This is a genomic window from Aquibacillus albus (assembly GCF_016908325.1).
Lineage (GTDB): Bacteria > Bacillota > Bacilli > Bacillales > Amphibacillaceae > Aquibacillus_A > Aquibacillus_A albus.
This window is the reverse complement of the sequence record NZ_JAFBDR010000003.1, coordinates 78,100-101,588: the sequence shown is the minus strand read 5'-3', so window position 1 is coordinate 101,588 and position 23,489 is coordinate 78,100. Positions and strand designations below refer to the sequence as shown.

Annotated in this window: 18 protein-coding genes; 17 read left to right on the top strand and 1 reads right to left on the bottom strand. The window is 35.7% G+C overall.

Annotated features, from left to right (window positions below):
• Window positions 1-169: 169 nt before the first annotated feature.
• Window positions 170-1,435: a SpoIID/LytB domain-containing protein gene (locus JOC48_RS03895; RefSeq protein ID WP_204497745.1), complete on the top strand. Its 1,266-nt coding sequence runs from the start codon at window positions 170-172 to the stop codon at window positions 1,433-1,435.
• 53 nt (window positions 1,436-1,488) lie between these two features.
• Here the strand turns inward: JOC48_RS03895 and JOC48_RS03890 are convergent, their stop codons facing one another.
• Window positions 1,489-3,459, bottom strand: a complete 1,971-nt coding sequence (locus tag JOC48_RS03890; RefSeq protein ID WP_204497744.1) for a YjhG/YagF family D-xylonate dehydratase — start codon at window positions 3,457-3,459, stop codon at window positions 1,489-1,491.
• A gap of 459 nt (window positions 3,460-3,918) precedes the next feature.
• On the opposite strand from JOC48_RS03890, the gene JOC48_RS03885 reads away from it, so the two are divergent.
• The 16 genes from JOC48_RS03885 (at window position 3,919) to JOC48_RS03810 (ending at window position 23,194) form a co-directional block, all read left to right on the top strand.
• Window positions 3,919-5,280 (top strand): extracellular solute-binding protein, encoded by a 1,362-nt coding sequence (locus tag JOC48_RS03885; RefSeq protein ID WP_338024228.1) that lies wholly within the window; start codon window positions 3,919-3,921, stop codon window positions 5,278-5,280.
• A gap of 87 nt (window positions 5,281-5,367) precedes the next feature.
• Window positions 5,368-6,312, top strand: coding sequence for a carbohydrate ABC transporter permease (locus JOC48_RS03880; RefSeq protein WP_239584176.1), 945 nt, complete (start codon window positions 5,368-5,370; stop codon window positions 6,310-6,312).
• Window positions 6,312-7,133 (top strand): carbohydrate ABC transporter permease, encoded by an 822-nt coding sequence (locus tag JOC48_RS03875; protein WP_204497742.1) that lies wholly within the window; start codon window positions 6,312-6,314, stop codon window positions 7,131-7,133. Before JOC48_RS03880 ends, JOC48_RS03875 begins: the two co-directional genes overlap by 1 nt.
• Window positions 7,134-7,187: 54 nt before the next feature.
• Window positions 7,188-8,765, top strand: a complete 1,578-nt coding sequence (locus JOC48_RS03870; protein WP_204497741.1) for a glycoside hydrolase family 43 protein — start codon at window positions 7,188-7,190, stop codon at window positions 8,763-8,765.
• A gap of 147 nt (window positions 8,766-8,912) precedes the next feature.
• Entirely contained in the window at window positions 8,913-9,563 is a 651-nt protein-coding gene (locus tag JOC48_RS03865) for a ThuA domain-containing protein (protein ID WP_204497740.1), read from the top strand.
• A 26-nt stretch (window positions 9,564-9,589) separates the two neighbouring features.
• Window positions 9,590-10,723, top strand: coding sequence for a Gfo/Idh/MocA family protein (locus JOC48_RS03860; RefSeq protein ID WP_204497739.1), 1,134 nt, complete (start codon window positions 9,590-9,592; stop codon window positions 10,721-10,723).
• 76 nt (window positions 10,724-10,799) lie between these two features.
• A complete protein-coding gene (locus JOC48_RS03855) occupies window positions 10,800-11,768 on the top strand; it encodes a sugar phosphate isomerase/epimerase family protein (protein WP_204497738.1) in 969 nt (322 codons plus the stop codon).
• A 23-nt stretch (window positions 11,769-11,791) separates the two neighbouring features.
• A complete protein-coding gene (locus JOC48_RS03850) occupies window positions 11,792-12,928 on the top strand; it encodes a Gfo/Idh/MocA family protein (protein WP_204497913.1) in 1,137 nt (378 codons plus the stop codon).
• 223 nt (window positions 12,929-13,151) lie between these two features.
• Window positions 13,152-13,703, top strand: coding sequence for a hypothetical protein (locus JOC48_RS03845; protein ID WP_204497737.1), 552 nt, complete (start codon window positions 13,152-13,154; stop codon window positions 13,701-13,703).
• A gap of 38 nt (window positions 13,704-13,741) precedes the next feature.
• Window positions 13,742-14,374 carry a YesL family protein gene (locus JOC48_RS03840; protein WP_204497736.1) on the top strand — a complete coding sequence of 211 codons (633 nt, stop codon included), beginning with the start codon at window positions 13,742-13,744 and terminating at the stop codon, window positions 14,372-14,374.
• Window positions 14,375-14,694: 320 nt separating this feature from the next.
• Window positions 14,695-16,278, top strand: coding sequence for a response regulator transcription factor (locus JOC48_RS03835; RefSeq protein WP_204497735.1), 1,584 nt, complete (start codon window positions 14,695-14,697; stop codon window positions 16,276-16,278).
• Between the two features lie 20 nt (window positions 16,279-16,298).
• On the top strand, window positions 16,299-18,047 hold the full coding sequence (locus JOC48_RS03830; protein WP_204497734.1) for a cache domain-containing sensor histidine kinase: 1,749 nt from the start codon (window positions 16,299-16,301) through the stop codon (window positions 18,045-18,047).
• Window positions 18,048-18,339: 292 nt separating this feature from the next.
• Window positions 18,340-20,040, top strand: coding sequence for an ABC transporter substrate-binding protein (locus tag JOC48_RS03825; RefSeq protein WP_204497733.1), 1,701 nt, complete (start codon window positions 18,340-18,342; stop codon window positions 20,038-20,040).
• Between the two features lie 146 nt (window positions 20,041-20,186).
• Window positions 20,187-21,125, top strand: coding sequence for an ABC transporter permease (locus JOC48_RS03820; RefSeq protein ID WP_204497912.1), 939 nt, complete (start codon window positions 20,187-20,189; stop codon window positions 21,123-21,125).
• Window positions 21,126-21,136: 11 nt separating this feature from the next.
• Window positions 21,137-22,063, top strand: a complete 927-nt coding sequence (locus JOC48_RS03815) for a carbohydrate ABC transporter permease (protein ID WP_204497732.1) — start codon at window positions 21,137-21,139, stop codon at window positions 22,061-22,063.
• A 123-nt stretch (window positions 22,064-22,186) separates the two neighbouring features.
• Window positions 22,187-23,194 (top strand): endo-1,4-beta-xylanase, encoded by a 1,008-nt coding sequence (locus JOC48_RS03810; RefSeq protein ID WP_204497731.1) that lies wholly within the window; start codon window positions 22,187-22,189, stop codon window positions 23,192-23,194.
• Window positions 23,195-23,489 lie beyond the last annotated feature (295 nt).

Genomic DNA, 23,489 nt, shown 5'->3' with positions numbered 1-23,489 from the left:
AAGCGAAGTATTCTGCCGAAGCGATATCCCAGCACTCATTTTAATTTCACTGTATTGCGCATTAATCTTATATTACGCATTATAGAAATAGCCTTCTTTTTTAACGATTTTTCTCCTCAATTTTATAACTAAGTGAATAAATGAGACATGGTCAAGGAAATATAAAGGTATGAAAAATTTAATTACATTACTATCCTTATATGTATCGATTATCGTGTTTCCACAAATAGTTAGTGCAGATGATATGATGCGTGTTCAATTAGTCAATCATGTTGGTCAAACATCCACCCTCGAGTTCGAGCTTGAAGGAAAGTATTTTACACTCGATCCTACCATGTCGCTTGAAGAAGACGTGACCTATACGTTAACTTTACATAAAGATAAACTTGTTTTAAAAGGAAAAGAAGAAACTTATACCATCCAGGAATCTTTCATGCTTATTCCAAAAAGCTATGATGAACAACACATCATCCGCGTAAACGACCGTCCTTATCTAGGTGCAATCGAAATGAAATTAGAAGGAAAGGAGTATATTCGACCAGTTAATCAATTACCTTTAGAGGACTACCTGAAGGGCGTTGTTCCATTTGAAGTTTTCCCTAGCTGGGGATTAGAAACGCTGAAGGCACAAGCTTTAGCTGCTAGAACATATGCAGCTTCCCATATGGATAAAGTAATAGATGATACGATAAGTTATCAGGTGTATGGAGGTTATACCTGGAGTGAACAAACGACTAAAGCAGTGAATGAAACAAAGGGTGAGGTTATCACCTATAATGACAACCTGATTGATGCCTATTATTCTGCTAGTAATGGTGGGATGACTGAAACGAACGCTCATGTATGGGGAGGAAAGCCCTTAAACTACTTTCCAATAAAAAAAGATCCTTATGATCCGATTCATCCATGGGAATTTTCTTTAGAAGAAACCCAAATAGAATTAGAGAAGATAAACTTTGATGCCTCTAATTGGTGGGAACAAATCGAAGAAAAAGATAAACAGATTACAGCTTCCATGAAAAGGTGGTTGAATCGGAATGGTTATCCCGGTGATATTAAAATTTTATCCATTCCACAGTTTGAATTGTCGAAAACAAAGCTTGATTCGCAGCGAAGAGTGAAGGGTTCAATTACGATTGAATTTTTACAGCGGTTATTTGATGGAACCATTTTATTTCAACAGATGAAAGCAGAGGGTATCAAGCTTAACCGCATTCGTCCGATGATTGGTGGAGATGTATTTAAAAGTTATTTAATCGATTCATTGGATTTTGAAGGTAATACTTATACGATGAAAGGACGAGGCTATGGCCATGGTGTAGGGATGAGTCAATGGGGTGCCTATGTTATGGGAGATAAAGGAAAAACATATAAGGAAATCATTGAATTTTATTACCCTAAAACGACGATATCCAAGTTGGGGAAGGATAATTAAGCGGTTCAAAGAGTAAAGGCCGGGCGAAATTTGCCCGGTCCTTTGCTCTTATATTACTCATTTTTTAACGCCTTTTCTCCGGCTTCCAATACTTCTATAATTCGATCGACATCATAGACGCTTCCTTTCCAAATGCCTCCGCTTACTGTTTGTAAAGCTGCCCATAGTCGTGTATCATCTGGAAGCTCTGGATGTGATTGAATTTGTTCACTTTGCCTCCGTTGCTCTAACACACTGCTTCCTTCTTCAGGCGATATTTCATTTTCAGTTGTTCCAACAAAATTTAATTTTCCTTCTAGATTAATAGTATCAATTGAAACTTCTATTAAATCACCAGACTGTACTTTTCCGATAGGTCCGCCAGCAAGACCCTCAGGACCAATGTGACCGACACAAGCACCAGTAGATACACCAGAAAATCTAGCATCTGTAATTAAGGTTACATACTTTCCATAGGATAAATGTTTCAATGCTGAAGTAAGCTGATACGTTTCCTCCATACCTGTCCCTAATGGACCACAACCGGAAACGACCATGATATCACCTTTTTTAATGACACCGCTTTTAATCGCTTGAATGGCTTCACTTTCACTTGTGAAAACTTTTGCTTCGCTTTTATGATAATAGATACCATTTTCGTCCAATCTACTTGGGTCAATGGACGTTGACTTAATAATAGATCCTTCCGGAGCAATATTACCCGTCGGAAAAGTAATCGTAGGGGTGAGTCCACGCTCTTGTGCTTGTTCTGGTGACATAATTACCTGATCAGCATCGAGGTTATCGGCTTCCTTTAATCTATCTTTCATTTTCTGTCTGCGCTCCGACTGCTCCCACCAATCTAAGTTCTCCTTGAGCGTTTTTCCAGTTACGGTTAACACGCTTTCATCAAGAAGTCCCAATTTCCTAAGATGTAGCATTACTTCTGGCACACCGCCAGCTAAATAGGCACGAATAGTAGGATGATGGTCTGGACCATTAGGAAGTACACTTACAAGTCTAGGTGTCAACCTATTAACTTCCTTCCAGTCCTCTACTGTCGGAGTATCACAGCCAGCAGCGTGTGCAATCGCAGGAATGTGTAATAGTAGATTCGTAGACCCGCCAAATGCAGCATGAATAATCATCGCATTTCGAATCGATGCATTTGTTACAATGTCTTTTGTCGTAATGTTTGCATTCTCCATTTCAATGACTGCACGAGAAGATTGTCTAGCCATCTCCTTCCAAACATCTTGCCCTGATGGAGCTAATGCAGCATGTGGAACAGATAGTCCAAGTGCTTCACCAACCACTTGTGCTGTTGCAGCTGTTCCAAGGAATTGACATCCTCCACCAGGAGTGGCACATGCTCTACACCCTAATTCTGCTGCTTCTTCTAAGCTTAACTCATCGTTTGAGTAACGTGCACCAATGGTTTGAACCTTCCCGGCATCTTCACCATAGTAAGGAGGAAGAGTAACTCCACCTGGAATAACGACGGTAGGTAAATCATGCATAGAGGCAAGTGCTATTAGCATCGCCGGCAATCCTTTATCACAGGTAGCGATACCAATAACAGCATCACGAGTTGGAAGGGAGCGAATTAAACGACGATACACCATAGCCGCATCATTTCGATAAGGGAAAGAATCAAACATACCAGTTGTTCCTTGCGATCTACCATCACAAGGGTCACTGACATAAGCTGCAAATGGAATTCCATGATGAGTACTTATTTCGTTAGCAGCTTCTTTCATTAAAATGTCAACTTCCCAATGCCCCGTGTGATATCCTAGTGCAATTGGATTCCCGTCTTCGTCCTTTAGTCCTCCTTGTGTACTCAATAATAATACTTGCTTTCCATCTAAGGCATTAGCCTTCCACCCCATACCAACATTTTGTGATAATCCGAATAAATTCCCACTTGGGGAATGGCGTAGCATTTTATCTGTAAGGGGTAGTTTTCCTTGAGGTCCTGGTGCCTTCGTTTTTATCTCATAAATCTTAGCGGGTGCTTGCATAAGGTTATCTAGCGAATGCATACAAACTCTCCTTTTTTGGAATATTTGTTCCATAATTTGTTTATAATAGGTATCAATTAATCCCGAATAATATAACAGCGCTTTCATTTTCGTTGTTGACAATTATAGATTTTTCTAGGTATAATGTCAATATAATCAAATCTGGTTTTATATTATAGAACAAAATATGTTTATCGATTGACTAAACAAACAATTCACAACTTCACCAGTTAAAACCACATAATTCATATCTCATATAAAGTATAATATCCTCTTAGTTAAAATGTAAGCAAAAACTACCATCAGACTTTACATCAACCCTATATTTGTTTGTATTAATTTACGTAAATAACAATTTTAATTAAATTGTTATATTTAAAAATGCTTTTTAATACAGGAAGGAAGTGATAATATCACTAGCTAATTATTTTAGTCACCTTTTGTAAGCGTTAACAAAAATTGAAAAGGGGAGATGGTTTTGTGTTAAAAAAGAGACAGTTTCTTGTTTCATTTATGTTTTTTGTTTTATTATTCGGCGTAGTGGCGTGTAATTCCTCTACTGAAACAGGTTCAGACGACAATTCGCAAGATACTAGTTCAGAAGAAACAGGAAGTAATACTGAAACTGATAATAGTGATGAGGAAAATAGTGATGGAACCAATGAAGAAGTAACAATTTCATTATGGCATATTGAGACTGGTCCATCTGGGGATGCAATTATGCAAGCAGTAGAACGATTTGAAGAGAAAAATCCAGGTGTGACGGTAGAAGTATCACAACAAGAAAATGATCCATATAAATCGAAATTAAGTGTAGCAATGGGAGGTGGAAATCCACCTGATGTTTTCTCATCATGGGGTGGTGGCTGGTTAGAGCAATTTGTTAATGCAGGGCAAGTAAAAGAAATAACAAATGAACTAGATACAGATATTTATGTAGAAGCAGCTTTATCAGCAGCCACTTATGATGACAAAGTATATGGTGCACCGATAGGGATGGCTGTAGTGCCAGTATTTTATAATAAAGATATATTTAATGAATATGGAATTGAAGAACCAGATACCTTTGAAGAACTAAAAGAAATCATACAAACACTAGATTCCAATGGGATTATACCGTTTACTTTAGCGAACCAAACAAAATGGACAGGATCGTTTTATTTAATGTATCTCGCTGAACGGATTGGTGGACCAGATTTATTTAGTGAAGCATTTAATCGCACTGGCAGAGGGTTTGATGATGAAGCATATGTGGAAGCGGGGCATAAGATTCAAGAATTGGTGGAATTGAATGCGTTTCCAGATGGGTTTAATGGTATGAACTATGATACTGGTCAATCCAGACAATTACTTTATTCTGGTAAAGCTGGAATGCAGATAATGGGTAACTGGTTAGTGAATAACGTACGAGATGAAATGCCAGAATTCGAAGAAAAGCTAGACTTCTTCTTATTCCCAGCTGTTGAAGGTGGAGAAGGAGAGAAAAATCACGTCGTTGGTGGAGTTGCTCCTGTGTTTTCTGTTGCAGAAACAAGTGAACATCCAGATATTGCAGCTGAACTAGTGAAAGAACTAGCTAGTATAGAAACATCAACCTATATGGCAAATAATGCTGGAGATATTTCAGCTATTAAGGGCGTAACTTATGAAGATCCATATACGCAAAAAATTAGTGAAGTATTAGAGAGTTCTGAGTTTATGCAAACCTATTATGACCAGACACTACCTCCTGAATTAGCACAAGTCCATTTAGATACAACCCAGGCAATCTTTGGTTTGTCCATGACACCAGAAGAAGCAATGGCTAAAGTAGAAGAAAAAGCCAAAGAGTTATTAGATTAATAGTAGTAAAATGAAAAAAATGGCGGAAAGCTACATGAAGGAATAATTCCTTTATGTAGCTTTCCCATTAAAATTGAGGTGAGATTTTTGCTAGAAAAAGTTGAGAAGTTATCAAAACCAAAAGTAGCAACAAGCACCGATGTAAAGAAAGCTCGGAAAAGAAAAGAAATCCTAGCGATTATAGCTTTTATTGCACCGGCTCTTCTTGTCTATGGTGTGTACGTCGTTTATTCCATTTTCATGACTTTTTATTATAGTTTATTTGACTGGTCTGGTATTGACAATAATCTCGTTTTTTTAGGGTTAAGTAATTATATCGAGCTTTTTCAGGATGGAGTTTTTTGGAAGTCACTTCAAAATAACTTTTTACTAGTAGCGGCATCTTTATTGACACAATTACCTCTTGGCCTAATTATGGCACTTTTGTTGTTTAGCCCAATTAAAGGAATTCGGTTTTTTCGTTCCATTTTCTTTATGCCATTCTTAATGTCTACAGTTGCCATTGGTATTTTATTTATTTTTATTTACGATGGAAATTTTGGGTTATTAAATGATTTACTGCGAATGGTAGGTTTAGAGTCATGGCAACGAGCTTGGATTGGTACAGAAAGCACGGCAATTTGGGCGGTTATTGCTACCGTTTGTTGGCAATTTGCTCCATTTTATATGATTTTATTTAGAGCAGCAATTGTTGGAATACCAGAAGAGTTGTATGAAGCAGCCGATATAGATGGTGCTAATTCGTTACAGCGTTTTAAAAATATAACCTTTCCATTATTAATGCCGATTATTACAACCTCAGCCATTTTGTCTATTATCGGTTCACTAAAATATTTTGATTTGATTTATGTAATGACTGGAGGGGGTCCAAGTAATTCGACTGAATTAATGGCCACTTACATGTATAAACAAACGTTTACAAATTTTAATATGGGTTATGGAAGTAGTGTATCATTTTCTATGTTAATTATTGCTTTTATAGTCACAATTGTGATTCTTTTTGGGGAAAGAAGAAGGAGAGGTGAGGAGTAATGATTAGAAAGATTAGTCAAATGCCAATTTACTTGCTTGCAATAATTTTATTATTGTTTACAGGTTTACCTTTTTTTATCATGGTAAATACCTCGTTTAAGCAGCAATTGGAATTTATGACATCACCATGGTCTTTACCAGAGAGTATATCCTTTTCTAATTATGCTCTGTTATTAGAGCTGGATTTCACACGCTATTTCTTGAATAGTTTATTTTTGTCAGTAGCTTCCGTTATATTAGTGATTGTATTGGGAGCAATGGCTAGTTATCCATTAGCAAGGCTAAAGTTTCGTTTAAATAAGCCTGTCTTTCTGTTATTCATGATTGGTATGATGATCCCTATCCATACAACTTTAATCCCTATCTATATATTAACATCTAAAATGGGGCTATATGATACACTTTGGGGCTTAATCGGTCCGTATGTGGCATTTGCCTTACCGATTTCAGTTATTATTTTCACACAATTTATGCGAGATATTCCAAGGGAATTAGAAGAATCAGCAAAAATTGATGGATGTGGGCATTTTCGTCTGTTTTGGAGGATTATTTTTCCTTTATTAACACCAGCAGTTGCTACTGTAGCTATTTACAACTTTATTCACATTTGGAATGAGTTTATTTTTGCTTTAGTTTTAACGAGCTCTTCAGACGTTGCTACGCTGCCATTAGGGTTAAGAGAATTTTACGGAGAATTCTCTGTAAATGTCCCAGGAATTATGGCGGCATTAACTTTAGGAAGCCTGCCGTTATTACTCGTCTATTTTGTTGCACAAGAAAAAATAGTGAAAGGGCTTGCAGCTGGGTCTGTAAAAGGATAATCTAGTAGACAAGTTGTTTCATTCAAAAATACGATTTAAAGGAGTTGTGCTATTTTGAGCAAAATTCAAAATCCAGTCTTACCAGGATACCATCCAGATCCATCGATACTAAGAGTAGGCGATGACTATTATATAGCCGTCTCTACATTTGAGTGGTTTCCAGGTGTTCAAATCTATCACTCTAGGGATTTCATTCATTGGAACTTATTAACGTACCCTTTAACAAGAGAATCTCAACTAAATATGATAGGTAATGTCAATTCTGGAGGGGTTTGGGCACCGTGTTTATCTTATCACGACGGTATCTTTTACCTAATCTATACAGATGTAAAAAGTAGAATGGGTGCTTTTAAGGATACACATAATTATTTAGTTACCGCTGAAAATATTGAAGGTCCTTGGTCGGATCCTGTTTATTTAAATAGTAGTGGTTTTGATCCATCATTGTTTCATGATGATGATGGTAAAAAATGGTTGGTGAACATGATTTGGGATCATCGCAAAGGAACGAACTCGTTTGCAGGCATTGCATTACAAGAATATTCCGTTAATGAGAAAAAATTGGTGGGTCCGATAAGAAATATATTCAAAGGTACAGACCTTGGATTAACCGAGGCGCCACATTTATATAAACGAAATGGCTATTATTATTTGCTAACAGCTGAGGGAGGAACATGGTACACCCATGCAGCTACAATGGCACGGTCCAAATCACTTTTTGGCCCATATGAAGTGGATCCTACCAATCCAATTTTGACTTCTGATCAAGATAATCTGGATCAGCTTCAAAAAGCCGGGCATGGTAGTTTAGTAGAAACACAAAATGGTGAATGGTACATGGCTCATTTATGTGGTCGTCCGGTTATCGATAAAAAGTGTATTTTGGGAAGAGAAACAGCTATTCAAAAATGTTATTGGACAGAAGATGATTGGCTCAGAATTGAGGGAGGAAATCATCCTAAGACAGTTGTTGATGCACCAAATCTTGAACCTTATATTGTTGAGCCAGAAAGTAATAAAGACAATTTTGATGGAGTAGAACTTAAAAAATATTGGAATTCATTACGAAGAACTTTTTCCAATGATTGGCTATCTTTGTCCGATCGTCCTGGATATTTAAGGCTCAAGGGTGGCGAATCAATGAGCTCTTTTCACCACCAAAGTATACTGGCACGCCGATTAGAGCACTTTCATGTTGATTTAGAAACCAAAATAGAATTTAATCCGGTTAATTTTCAACAAATGGCTGGTCTGATTCTTTACTATGACACAGATGATCACGTGTATCTTCGTGTGACCTATCATGAAGATTTAGGAAAATGCTTAGGAATTATAGAAACAAAGTACGGAAAATATGATGAGTTACTCGATCAAGATATTTCTATTCCTGATGATGGACCTTGTTATTTAAAGGCCACAGTTGATAGACATTGGTTGAGATTCTTTTATTCATTGAATAGTAAAGAATGGCATCCTGTTGGTGATCGGATTGATATTGGCCATCTTTCTGATGATGACGCTGACTATATTCGTTTTACAGGTACGTTCGTAGGTGTTTGTACACAGGATTTAAGTGGACAAAGATTGCATGCTGATTTTGATTATTTTGACTATAGAGATTTAAATGAATAGACAGTTAGAGAACTTTGTTTATCATCTATACAAACAAAAAAAACATTGCTATAATTAGTTACGGAAAGCGTTATCATTATTTTGAATATTTAGTCTCATATAACACTAACAAACTATAATAAAATTTCATAGAAAGGAGCGATTATTATGAAAAAAGCATTAATTTTTCAAGGGGGATGGCAAGGTCATGAGCCGGAGGAGGTTGCTGAAATCTTATCTGGCATTCTTCAGGAAGAAGGATTTGACGTAAAAGTAACAGATACGCTAGCAACATTAGTAGAGGATGACTTAACTGCCTATGATTTGATTGTTCCTAATTGGACACAGGGCACCATTGAAAAGGAAGCCTTACAAAAGTTAATGAAAGCGGTTGAAGAGGGAACTGGCTTGGCAGGATTACACGGGGGAATGGGTGATTCCTTCCGTTGGGAAACCGATTATCAGTTTATGGTCGGTGGACAATGGGTTGCACACCCTGGTAATGATGGTATTACATATAACGTGCATATTTCAGATTCCGATCATCCACTTACAGAAGGGATGAGTGATTTTACTGTCGTTTCTGAGCAATATTATATGCACGTTGATCCTGTCGTGAAGGTTCATGCAACAACAAGATTTCCGGTTGCAGATGGACCATATAAAAGCAATGGAGAAGTAGATATGCCTGTCATTTGGACAAAAATGTGGGGGAAGGGAAAAGTGTATTATAACTCCCTAGGACATGTTGCAGAAATTGTTCGGATGCCAGAAGTAATGGAATTAATGAGAAAAGGAATGACTTGGGCAAGTAGGTAATATAATTCTTTTAATGAGGTGGAATCATGGCAAGCTTAAATGTAGGATTAATAGGTTGTGGGAATATAAGCGGGATATATTTTAAAAATGCAAAGAAATTTGATGTGTTAGATATCGTTGCATGTGCGGATATTGATATGGAGCGTGCAAAGCTACAGGCAGAAGAGTATGATATACCAAAAGTATATACACCCGAAGAGTTACTAGATGATCCGGAAATTGATTTGGTGATAAATCTGACTATTCCAGCTGTTCATGCTGAAATAGCTTTGTCTTGTTTAGAGGCTGGAAAACATGTGTATGGAGAAAAGCCACTTGCTGTTAGCAGGGAAGATGGAAAAAAAGTGTTAGAGGTAGCCAGGGAAAAGCAGTTATTCGTTGCCAATGCTCCGGATACCTTCTTGGGAGGAGGTATCCAGACTTGTCGAAAATTAATTGATGACGGTTGGATTGGAAAACCTATTTCTGCAACCGCATTCATGATGAATCATGGTCATGAGAGCTGGCACCCTGACGCTACGTTCTATTACCAACAGGGTGGCGGCCCGATGTTTGACATGGGTCCGTACTATTTAACAGCACTAATTAATTTAATGGGTCCAATAAAGCGAGTAACAGGATCAACTGCCACTACATTTTCTGAGCGAACGATTACTAGCCAGCAGAATTATGGGAAGAAAATTCAAGTAAATACACCAACACAGATTAATGGAGTAATAGATTTTGAAAATGGAGCAGTAGGTTCAATTATTACTAGTTTTGATACATGGCATCATCATTTACCTAATATAGAGATCCATGGAACAGAAGGGAGTATGGTTGTTCCTGATCCAAATAATTTTGGTGGTCCAGTATATGTTCGCAGGCATGATCATAAAGAATGGTCAGAAATTCCGCTCACACATGGATTTACCGAGAATAGCCGTGGGCTAGGAGTAGCAGATATGGCTCATGCTATTTTAACGAATAAAACAGCAAGAGCTAATGGTGATTTAGCTTACCATGTCTTAGATGTTATGCATGGGTTCCATGATGCTTCGAATTCAGGAAACCATTATGTGCTTGCAAGTACTTGCGAACAGCCAGAAGCAATGCCTGTAGGAATTAATAAGCACAATTTTGATTCATTTTATCAGTATAAAGAGGTTGTTCAAAAATAGGAATCCAAACCTTCTTGCTTCTGAACATCGACTTTGAACACGCTCTTAAAAGATAATATAAAAGGAGTGGAAAGTTATGAAATTAGGTGTTTTTGCTGTGTTATTTGGTGATCAATCATTGGAAGATGCGTTGGACAAAATTGCTGGTGCCGGGTTGGAAGCTGTTGAAATAGGTACCGGTGGATATCCAGGAAACAGCCATTGCAACCCAGTTGAATTACTTCATGACGAAGAGAAATTAGAAGCATTTAAGCAGGCGATTGATAAACGAAATTTAGAAATTAGTGCATTAAGCTGTCATGGCAACCCGCTTCACCCGAACCAAGAAATTGCCGAGAAGCATCATGAAGACTTTAAAAATACAGTCTTATTGGCAGAAAGACTTGGGGTGGATACGGTTGTAACTTTTTCTGGATGTCCAGGAGAATCCGAGAATTCTCGTTTTCCAGTTTGGGTAACGTGTGCATGGCCTGAAGACCACGCAGAAGTTGTGGATTGGCAGTGGAAAGAAAAAGTAATCCCATATTGGAAGGAACAAAATGAATTTTTAAAACAACATGGCGTCCGAGTTGCGATTGAACCGCACCCTGGTTTTGTTGTGTATAACAATGAAACAGCCCTCCGTTTACGTCAAGATTGTGGAGATGCAATCGGGGTTAATTTTGATCCAAGTCACTTGTTTTGGCAGAATATGGACCCAGTTGCTAGTATTAAAGAATTAGCAAAACACGATGCATTATACCATTTTCATGCCAAGGATACGGCAATTGACCAACAAAATGTGGCGGGAAACGGCGTATTAGATACGAAGCCATACAGTGATGAACTTAACCGTTCTTGGATCTTTAGAACAATTGGATATGGACATGGAGAAGAAACATGGAAGGGTATTGTTAGTGCCTTACAATTAGTAGGATACCAAGGTGCAGTAAGTATCGAACATGAAGATAGCTTAATGTCTGTTGATGAAGGGTTCCAAAAGGCAGTAGCTTTGTTAAAGAATGCGCTTATTAAAGAAAAAGTAGGTGAAATGTGGTGGGCGTAAGTAAAAAAGAAATTAGAATTGGTATGATCGGCTACCAATTTATGGGGAAAGCACACAGCCACGCTTATCGTGATTTACCATTTTATTTTGATCCGAAATTAAAACCTGTGTTGAAGGTTGTTTCTGGCCGCAACGAGTCAGCGGTGTCAGAGGCTGCTGAAAAAATGGGCTGGGAGTCGTATGAACTGGATTGGCGAAAAGTGATTGAACGAGATGATATCGATGTGGTTGACATTGTAACTCCGAATCATACACATGCAGAAATAGCGATTGCTGCTGCAGAAGCGGGGAAGCATATCATTACAGAAAAGCCCCTTGCTTTAACTTTAGACGAAGCAAGACAAATGTATGAAGCAGTTAAGAAGAACAAGGTTAAGCATATGATTTGTCACAATTATCGTTTTGCCCCAGCTGTACAAGTAGCAAAAAAATTAATAGAAGATGGCAGAATCGGCAAAATCTATCATTTCCGTGCCAATTATTTACAGGATTTTATCATGGATCCAGAATTTCCGTTAGTGTGGAGACTCAAAAAAGAGGTTTCTGGCTCCGGTTCACTCGGTGATATTGGTGCGCATAGTATTGACTTAGCACGATTTTTAGTCGGAGAATTTGACGAAGTTGTAGGTACGATGGAAACGTTCATTAAAGAGCGGCCAATCGGAGAGATGGCTGGTGGCTTAAGTGCGAAATCGGATAAAAGCACACTCGGAGAGGTCACGGTTGATGATGCGGTTACTTTTATTGCTCGTTTTGAAAGCGGAACACTTGGTACATTTGAGGCCACTCGCTTTGCAGGAGGAAACCGGAATAAAAATAAGTTTGAAATCAATGGAGAAAAAGGTTCCATTCGTTGGGATATGGAAAATATGAATAACCTCGAGGTGTATATTGCTGATGATGAACCTGGTTTACAAGGTTTCCGTTTAATCAATTGTACAGAAGAGGTACATCCATATGCTGGTGCATACTGGCCTCCTGGTCATATTATTGGTTATGAGCATACGTTTATCCATCTCATTTACGAATTCTTCAATGGTATTGCTGATAATCAACAACCAGCTCCAAATTTTGAAGACGGTGTAAAAAATCAGCAAGTGTTAACAGCTATTGAGGAATCATCCAAGTCAAAACGTTGGGTAAAAGTTTCAGATTTTTAGAAGTTTGGAAAAAACAGAGGGTAGCACCTCTGTTTTTTTTGATTGAGGCGAAGAATAGTGGCTGAGTCTTTGTATTACCATCACCAAAATCTAAAATCTATAAAACTTAAATTATTTAGTTTTTTCAGTTCTTTAATTTAGTAATTTAATGTATTATTTAGTTATAACGCTTTCATTTAAGGGGAACTTAATTATTGCAAATAAAAGAGGGTTCGAATAAATAATGAAAAAAGCACATTTATTTTTCTTAGCATTTATTGTAATAATTTTATTATCAGCGTGTGGTTTACAAGAAATAGATAAAAAAGGACCATTTCGAGTGATTATTTTATCTGATATTCCACTAAGGTTTGATTCCGATTTTGATCCATATATTTTGGAAAAGTTAGCTCAAGAAGAAGAAGAATTAGAGGATGATTTTGATGTACGAGTTGACCTTTTCCCAATATCTCATGAAAAATTAACGATAGAAATATTAACAAAGGAAGTTGATGTCTTTATTGTAGATGAATCACTTAAGCATATATTACTAGATCCATACGGTTTACATCCTTTAGATAGATTGAAAGAAAAATTACCATCAGAATTATACAAAGAATATATAATGACGGATGAAGAGTCTGGTGAATCACATTTGTATGCGATACCACTTAAAAATGATTCCAGGCTTCTGCAGGATTTGGGAATTGAAATCCCATCATCGTTAATTGCTGTAGTTACAAGCCACAGTACTTATAAAGAACGTGGAATCCAATTGTTAGAGCAATTAAAGTAACAGATAATTTAGAAAATATCTTTGAAAGGGTGATGAGAATGCAACCAGGTTGGATGGGGAGTAAATTTTATCGTACATGTGATTGGGTTTGGAAATTAGCTTATGTGAATTTACTTTGGCTTATGTTTACGTTTCTTGGTTTAATTGTGTTTGGTTTTTTACCAGCAACGGTAGCAATGTTTGCAGTTATAAGGAAGTGGTTAATGAAAGAAACAGATGTACCTATTTTTTTAACCTTTATTCAAATGTTAAAGAAGGATTTTTTGAGGATAAATTTATTAGGGAGTGCTTTTCTAATAGTAGGGTACATTTTATATTTTAATTATCACTATTTGGGGTCTATTGATGGGATTATGCATTCGATATTAGCGTTGGGATGGTACATTGGTTGTTTTATTTTTGCCGTTACTTTTTTATTTATTTTTCCCGTTTATGTGCATTATGACTTAAAACTATCTCAATATTTTAAGACAGCCCTAATTGTTGGAATCGTTAATCCGTTAGCATTGCTGACACTTTTTATTAGTTTAGGATTAGCGCTTTATCTTTTCTATCTTATTCCAGGTTTAATTCCTTTCTTTAGTGCAAGTATGCTAGGGCTGCTAGTTACGTGGTGTGCACATATGTCTTTTCAAAGAACTGAAAGAAAAAAAGAAAAACTGGCCTCTTGAATTACTATGCTATGGATAAATCACTATATTTTTTAGGGAAAGTTCTATAGAAAATAGGGTTTAAATAAATGAAAGCGTTTTATATAATGGGATAGTGGGAAATTATAACAATCATGTATTTTCATCATTTTATTAAAAATAACAAAATGAAGAGGAGGTATGCATAAAGAAAAAGTACCTAGATAAGGGAACTCAGCTTTCGTGAGCACCCTTATTTTTCAAAAAAAGTATATGTAAGCGGTTACTTATTTGGTATAATAATAATTATAGCTTTTCTTAAGCTATCTAAAGTAATTACTTCTGTTAACAGGGGTGATAGGATGAATAAAGTTTTATTGGTAGATGACGAAGTATTCGTCTGTAAAGGATTAAGGGGTTTAATTGATTGGGAAGAAATAGGTTTTGAAATTTGCGGGGAGGCAAACAATGGGGAGGATGCCTTTTCTCTTATCATGGAAATCAAGCCTGATGTGGTAATTACTGATATAAAAATGCCGGCAATTGATGGATTACAGCTTATAAAAAGTGTCAAGCAAAACTTAGATAAAGATATAATATTTATTATTATTAGTGGTTATAATGACTTTTCTTACGCACAGCAAGCAGTTAGATACGGTGTCTTCGACTTTATATTAAAACCAATTGATAACACGGAACTGGAAGTCATTATGGAAAAATTACGGAAAAAGTTAGAAGCTGATCATATAGAAAATTCTAGAAAAGAGAAAATGGTATTTGAACAATTGATGGTTCAATTACTGGATGGGAGTATGAAAGAAAGTGAAGCAAGGGAGTTATCGCAAAAATTAAAAATAGACACTAATGATTATTTTTATTATGTCATTTTGGAAATGAATAATATCTATACGATGGAGAATACAAGTACTTCGAAAGAAAATAGTCACTTTTTTAAGAAAATAATTAACGATACACTTTTAAGCTTGACTAAAACAAGTCAACCAATTCATATATATGAACAACAAGACCATGCCATAGGATTACTTATTACATCTAATTATTTAGATTCGTTTAATGGAGATATAGAGGTTTTTGTTGATGAGTTAAAAAGGAAATTAAAACAAAAAACAGACAGACAAATAACCATTTGTGTTGGTGCGAAAGTCTTGGAAGTATTGTCGCTTAAGCAGTCTTATGAAACTGCAAATAGTGTACGTGGTTATAAATATATTAGAGCCAAGCAGGAAACGATTCTATATAGTGAAGTAGAAAATATTCCAGTTACATACAACGAACTTGATAAGTCAATTTATCTCTCATTAATGGAACATATTGAAGAAAAAAATATACCTAAAATCAAACAATTAATTAGTGACATCTTCTATGAATTTGAAACGAATAAATTCAAACCGGCTGTTATATATACGACGATTAATCGTTTTGTTCACAATGTAATTCAAACCATTAACAAAATGGGTGGGAACGAGGGTCAAATTCCATCACTTCCTGTCATGATTAAATGGGAAAGATATAATCTAACGAAAGAAGAATTAAAAAACTTATTTTCTATCTTTATACTTGAAGGAGCTACTATTATTCAAGATTTAAGAAAAGAAAATATTAAAGGTGATATCTATAAAATTAAAGATTACGTAGATAAAAACTTTCACAAGAATATTAGTTTAAAGAGTATTGCAAATGAATTTTATATGAATCCTGTTTACATGGGGCAACTTTTTAAAAAAACATTTGGGATTTATTTCAAGGAATATTTATTGAAACTAAGAATTACAGAATCTAAAAAACTTTTACGTCAAACGGATGCCCGAATTTATGAAGTTGCTGAGAAAGTTGGATTTGGCAGTACAGACTACTTCATTACACAATTTGAAAAAATCACCAATGCAACACCAACGGAATACCGAAACAAATTATTAAAAAAATAAAAGAGAAGGAATTTGCAACGATGAAACCTTCTAAATATCATTTCAATAATATTAAGCTAAGAAATAAATTACTCATTTTATACTTTTTCTGTGTGTTTATTCCAATTGTTATGACAAATATTATTTTTTATCATGTGACTACCAATAATATAAAAAAGCAAAAGATGCATGATGTTGAATTAGTATTAAACCAGATTACTAACGAGTTTATTTCGGTTATTGATCAAGGGGTAGGGATATCAAGTAACTTCTATTCAGATTCGAATTTATATGAGTATTTCGATGAAGAATACAATAGAATAATTGATTATATTGAAGCTTATGACTCTACTTTAAGAGAATTTAATCGCTATAGCCCCATATACTATTCGATACAATCCATTTCGTTTTATTCGGATAACCCAACAATTATATACGCTGGAGGAGTACATCCCATTACTGAATCAACAAAGAACGAGTACTGGTATAACAAATTAAAAAGTGTAAGTCATCCCATTGTTACAAAACTATCTCCAACACAGGAAAGTGAATTGTTTAGTATTTTAAGAGAATTAGATTATTATCGAGATAAAGATCTTACAGAAAAAATAATCAGGATTGATATTAATCCCACTACAATAAGGCAAATTTTTAATAACGTTACTTTTCAAGGCAATGTTTATCTAATTAACAAAGATAGAAACATTCAATATTCTAATGATATGGAAATACCGTGGGAAAAAGAGGTTGTTAACTACGATTCCATACCGATGCCAGAGGATATTATCTTGTTGGAAGAGAAATATTTACCATATAATTTTTTTGAAGGGTGGAAAATAGTTGGAACCATATCTGAAAGTCAAATATTAGAAGAACTATTCAACTCAAAAAGGTTTATTATTATACTAGCTATTATAAATATTCTAATTCCTACTCTGATTATTATGTTAATTTCACGGTCACTTCATGTAAGAATTTTACAGGTTCTTAAATATATGAAAAAAATGAAAAAACAAAACTTTGAAACAATTGAATTTGCTGGGGATAAAGATGAGATTGGTGAGTTAACAAATGAATTTAACAAAATGTCTCAAACCATTAAACAATTAATCAATGAGGTTTATGTAGCAAATCTTCAAAAGAAGGATTTGCAACTAAAAGAAAAACAAGCGCAGCTTAGTGCTTTGCAAAGTCAAATTAATCCACACTTTTTATTCAATGTCTTAGAGACGATTCGAATGAGAAGTTTAATAAAAGGGGAAAAGGAGACTGCAAAAATAATCCAAAATATGGCGAAAATCTTTCGAAATTCCTTAACGTGGGAGAAAGACAGGGTTACGGTTTGTGAAGAAATGAAACTAATCCTATGCTTTCTTGAAATTCAAAAATATCGATTCGATGATAAATTAGAATACCACTTTGACATCGATGAAGAAGCCTATGATTACTTAATCCCTAATATGACGTTTCTTCCATTTGTAGAAAATGCAAGTATTCATGGAATTGAATCTGTTAAGGAAAAAGGTATTATTCATCTTTCCATTCGAATCAATAAAAACGAGCTGATTTATACGATCACCGATAATGGTGTAGGAATGACAAAAGATCAATTGGACCAATTGTTCGAAAGTCTATTTAATGAAGAAAGTATGGGAGATAGGGTAGGTATTAAAAATGTGTATTATCGACTAAAACTTCATTATAAGGATTGCTTTGACTTTTCTATTGATAGTACTCCTGGAAAAGGAACTACCGTTCAAATTAGGCTGCCTTCTGAAAAAAGCCACTGACATATGTACTGTTTATCATATGATTTGTATATTTCATAGGAAGAAGACCGTAAGACTGTCGTAAAAGGATGAAATGTATGCTTTTGCGAGAGTCTTTCTTTTTGGGTCAAATCATGTCTTCACGACCAACTTTGGGTAAGGGTGATCGTAACTGATTTAAACAGAAAATTCAGAAACTATAGTTTTTAAAGTCTAAACTATAGTTTAGTGGGTCACCTAAAAACCTTATTCGGGCTATAATGAAAGTGCTTTCATAAAGAAAGTAAATTTAAAAAATGAGAGGGGCTGTCACATGTTAAGAAGAAGTATTCTTTTATTCATCTCGTTACTATTTCTATTCTTTTTTGTTGCCTGTTCGAATGCGGAAGACACATCTACAAACGATGACCAAGAAGATACAACAAGTGATAATGATTCAGAAAGTGATGAATCAGTAGAAATGGATAAAACACCTGTGACGTTTCATTACTTTAATGCAGGAAGTCCAGGAAATGACATTGACACAAATGAAACAAGAATCGGTAAGTTATTGGAAGAAGAAACAGGAGTTAATTTTAAAATTGAGCATTTAGTTGGTGATTTAAACACAAAAATCGGGGTTATGGTTGCGAGTGGAGACTACCCAGATGTAATTGTACCTGACTCAGCCATTGACATTTTGCTAGATGCGGAAGCGTTTATTCCTCTGAATGACCTTCTTGAAGAGCATGGACCAAATATTTTAGAAATGTATGGCGATTACCTTCATATGTTTACACATGATGATGGGAATATTTATTATATCCCGTTCGGTCCTACCATAAATGAGTTTGTACCTGATCCAAACATCAACCAAGGTGCTTTCTGGATTCAACGTGGAATTCTAAAAGAAAATGGTTATCCTGAAGTCAAAACTTTAGAAGAATATTTGGCACTTATTGAAGAATATGCTGAAGATAATCCACAAATCGATGGAATGGATGTTATTCCATTTACAGGATTAACATATGATTGGAGATTCTTTACATTCTCTAATATTCCGAACCATTTAGCAGGTTATCCAAACGATGGTGGCGTGATGGTAGATATGGATACCCATGAAGCATCTGTCTATGCGGATTCTGAGCATGCGAAGAGGTACTTAAAGGAATTGAATGATCTTAATGCAAAAGGGTTATTGGATCAAGAGCTTTTCATTGCTAACTATGATGAGTACTTAGCGAAGCTTTCTTCCGGACGTGTTTTAGGTTTCTTTGATTATGGTTGGCAGTTTGGTCAAGCCCGTACTGCTTTAAGAGAGGCTGGTAACCCAGATCGTGAGTATGTACCTTTACCAATCGTATTTGATGGAGTGGAAAAAGATCAATACCTTGACCCACCAACATTCACCTCTAACCGTGGTGTAGGTATTACGGTAAATGCTGAAAATCCAGAGCGTATTATCCAATATTGGGATAAATTAATAACCGAAGAATACCAGAAGTTAGTGATGTGGGGCTTTGAAGGTGAGCATTTTGAAGTGGGTGATGATGGTCGCTATTATCGTACGGATGAACAAATTGAGCTTTTAAACAAGGAAGAAGTTAGAGAAGAAGTTGGTATGAAATATTTTGAGTGGTACTGGCCACGTCTTAACGGATCATTCTCTGATGGAAATGCTGTTGAACCTGGAAGACAGCCTGAGGTTGCACTTGCAGCTTATACAGATTCTGATAAAGAGTATTTAGATGCTTATGGAATTAATACATTCTCCGAACTATTTGCTCGACCAGATGACCGCCCGTGGTATCCAACATGGTCTGCTAATATTGATCAAGGTTCTGATGTGCAGATCTTCCAGCAACGTACAGACGAATTATTAAGACGACATTATCCACGAATTACTTTAGCTGACCCGGCTGACTTTGAAAAAGAGTGGGAAGATTTTGTAACAGAATATAGAAAGCTAGATGTAGAAGCTTATGAAAATTTCTTTACAGAAGTTGTTAAGGACCGTATTAATGGAGAATGGTAGTTCTTACTGAAAAGTGGTAAAGAAAGGGGCTGTGGCAAACCGAATACACGGATTGTCGCGGCTTCTTTTTTAAAAAAGGTAGTGAAAATGTACAACGGGGAGGGAGACTATTGTCTTTACAACAATCGCCAATTGAACCGAGTCCAATGAAACAAACAGGCAAACCAACTGGCATAAAGTATTTTCTGAAAAAATGTACGGAACAAAAAGCATTACTTTTAATGAGTATTCCCTTTGTGATTTGGTTAATTGTTTTCAAATATATCCCATTATATGGTTGGACAATGGCATTTCAAGATTTTAAACCTGCCCGACCTATATTAGAGCAAGAGTGGGCAGGCTTTGAACATTTTACATTTCTATTTACAGATGCAAGGTTTTTTGAAGTGTTACGGAACACATTAGCGATGAGTATCATTAACCTTGTATTAGGATTTGTGACGGCTATTACTCTGGCTGTTCTCTTAAATGAATTACGTAATTTAACATTTAAACGGATCGTTCAAACGATTAGTTATATGCCACACTTTTTGTCGTGGGTTGTTGCGGCAAGTATTGTTTCTTACGCGTTATCGATGGAACATGGTATTGTTAACATCCTTTTGGTGAATTTAGGAATTATTAATGAACCAATTATATGGTTAGGGGTTGGGGAATATTTTTGGGGAATCATCGGAGCATCCGATGTTTGGAAAAACGTTGGTTGGAATTCGATTATTTACCTGGCAGCAATTGCGATGATTGATACGGAACAATATGAAGCAGCAGAAATTGATGGAGCTTCTCGATTACAACGTATTTGGCATATTACACTTCCTGGTATGAAACCAGTTATTGTTATTTTATTAATTATGAATCTAGGATATATTTTAGAGTCTGGCTTTGAAGCGCAGTACTTGTTAATGAATCCAATGAATATGGATTTTGCAGAAAACCTAGATATATTCGTATTAAGATATGGTATTTCGATGGGGAACTTCTCCTTAGCAACAGCAGCTGGAATATTTAAAACAGTAGTCAGCTTTATCTTCTTATTCTCGGCAAATGCCATTGCTAAAAAACTCGGCGAAGCAAGATTATTTTAAGGAGGTGCACCATGAATTTATTATCGAAAGTTGCAAGAAAACATCGTTCACTAGATGACCTTGTATTTGATTCAATAAATTTAGTATTTATGCTTTTACTTTGTACGGTTATGTTATATCCGATGCTTAATACTTTGGCAGTATCAATAAATGATGCTACGGATTCCATTCGTGGTGGCATTTATCTTTGGCCTAGAGAATTCACTTTTTTTAACTATGAACATGTATTTGGTCAGGCTGAATTACTACATGCAGGTATGATTTCCGTTTTAAGAACAGTTATTGGTACAGCACTTTCTGTATTTTGTACTGCGATGGTTGCGTACACGATTAGCCGTCAATACTTTGTATTGCGTAAGTTTGTGACACTTGCATTCGTGCTAACAATGTACTTAAATGGGGGGCTTATTCCAACCTACATGTTGATGAGAGAACTTCATTTAATTGGTACATTTTGGATTTACATTTTTCCGGGGATTATTGGTGTTTTTAATTTAATTGTTGTCCGTTCATTCATTGAAGGTCTACCTGAAACAATTTTTGAATCGGCACGTATTGATGGTGCTGGGGAATTTATTATGTTTTTCAAAATTGCTTTACCTCTATCTTTACCTGTTATTGCAACGGTTTCTCTTTTCGTTGCAGTAGGACAGTGGAATCAGTGGTTTGACGTGTTTTTATATAACTCGTCAAAGGAGCATTTAAGTACACTTCAATATGAGTTAATGAAAATATTACAAAACTCTAATGCGTCTATGTCTTCAAAGACGGCAGCAGATGCATTTGCTGGTTCCCAAAGTACTGAAAATAATGTGGTTACACCAACATCCATCCGTGCTGCAATGACAATTATAGTAAGTGTGCCAATCATTTGTGTCTATCCATTTCTGCAAAAGTACTTTGTTAAAGGGTTAACATTGGGCGGTGTAAAAGGTTAATTTTCCGAAAGAAATGTGCTATCTAGGTGAACGTAAAGAAACTAAGTATTGTCCGTGCAGAAAATGAGTATGTTTTGTTAGAAAATAGCAGATAAAACCATCTGAAAAATTGGAGGCGGAAAAATGAAACAAGCAACGGAACTGATTCCATCACTCTATTCAGTTTATCAGGATTATTTTCTGATTGGAGCTGCAGTTAACTCAAGAACGTTACATTCCGAAAAGGACTTATTAATAAAACACTATAACAGCTTAACTGCTGAAAATGAAATGAAATTTGAAAGAATTCACCCGAGTGAAGATGTTTTTACGTTTGAAAAAGCTGATGAAATAATGGCTTTTGCTAAGAAAAATGGACTTAATGTCCGTGGCCATACTCTCGTCTGGCATAATCAAACTCCTGATTGGGTATTTATTGAAGAAGATGGTTCTCCTGTTAGTCAGGAGAAACTCCTTTCGCGAATGGAAAATCATATATCAACAGTTGCAGGCCGTTACAAAGGCCAAATTTATAGTTGGGATGTCGTAAATGAAGCAGTTTCAGACAATAAAGGTGAATTTTTAAGAAAATCAAAATGGCTTGATATTCTTGGAGAGGATTTTATTGCAAAGGCATTTGAAATTGCACATGAAATTGATCCAAATGCTTCTTTATTTTATAACGATTACAATGAATCCGATCCAGAGAAACGAGAAAAAATTTATCGTCTTGTTAAATCATTAAAAGAACAAGGTGTACCAATCCATGGTATAGGATTACAGGCTCACTGGAATTTACATCAGCCAAATATTAAAGACATTCGTGAATCTATGGAAAGGTATGCTTCTTTAGGGTTACAAATCCAAATTACAGAAATGGATGTATCGCTTTACGGCTGGGGTGATCGACGGACAGATTTAAAGGAACCTACCAAAGAGATGATTGAATTACAGGAGCAACGATATGAACAGTATTTTCAAATTTTCCGGGAGTTTCATGATGTAATTACTAGTGTGACATTCTGGGGAGTGAGTGACAGCTATACTTGGCTGAACAATTTTCCAGTAAAAGGTAGAAAAAATTGGCCGTTTTTATTTAATGAAAAGCAACAGCCAAAAGATGCATTCTGGAAAGTGGTTCATTTTAAGTGATTTCTAACAATCTCCATTAACTTGTTGTTAGGTTTCTATACTCCTTTCAAACAGTTTTTTTATCTATAGCTAACAAGCTATTTCCTCTAGTTTTCCTTTTCATATTAATCTACGAAAAGGATTCACGGGAAATAGCTGTTTTTTTCTTTAATTATGTTTTTTCTAAATAATTTCACAGATTTAAATAAAAAACAAACGTTGTAATTTCTTTCTATTAATTCTTTCAAAGGATTGTATTACATAAGTTAAAAGCATATAATGGAATTACAGCTACCATACTAGTATGATTGACGCC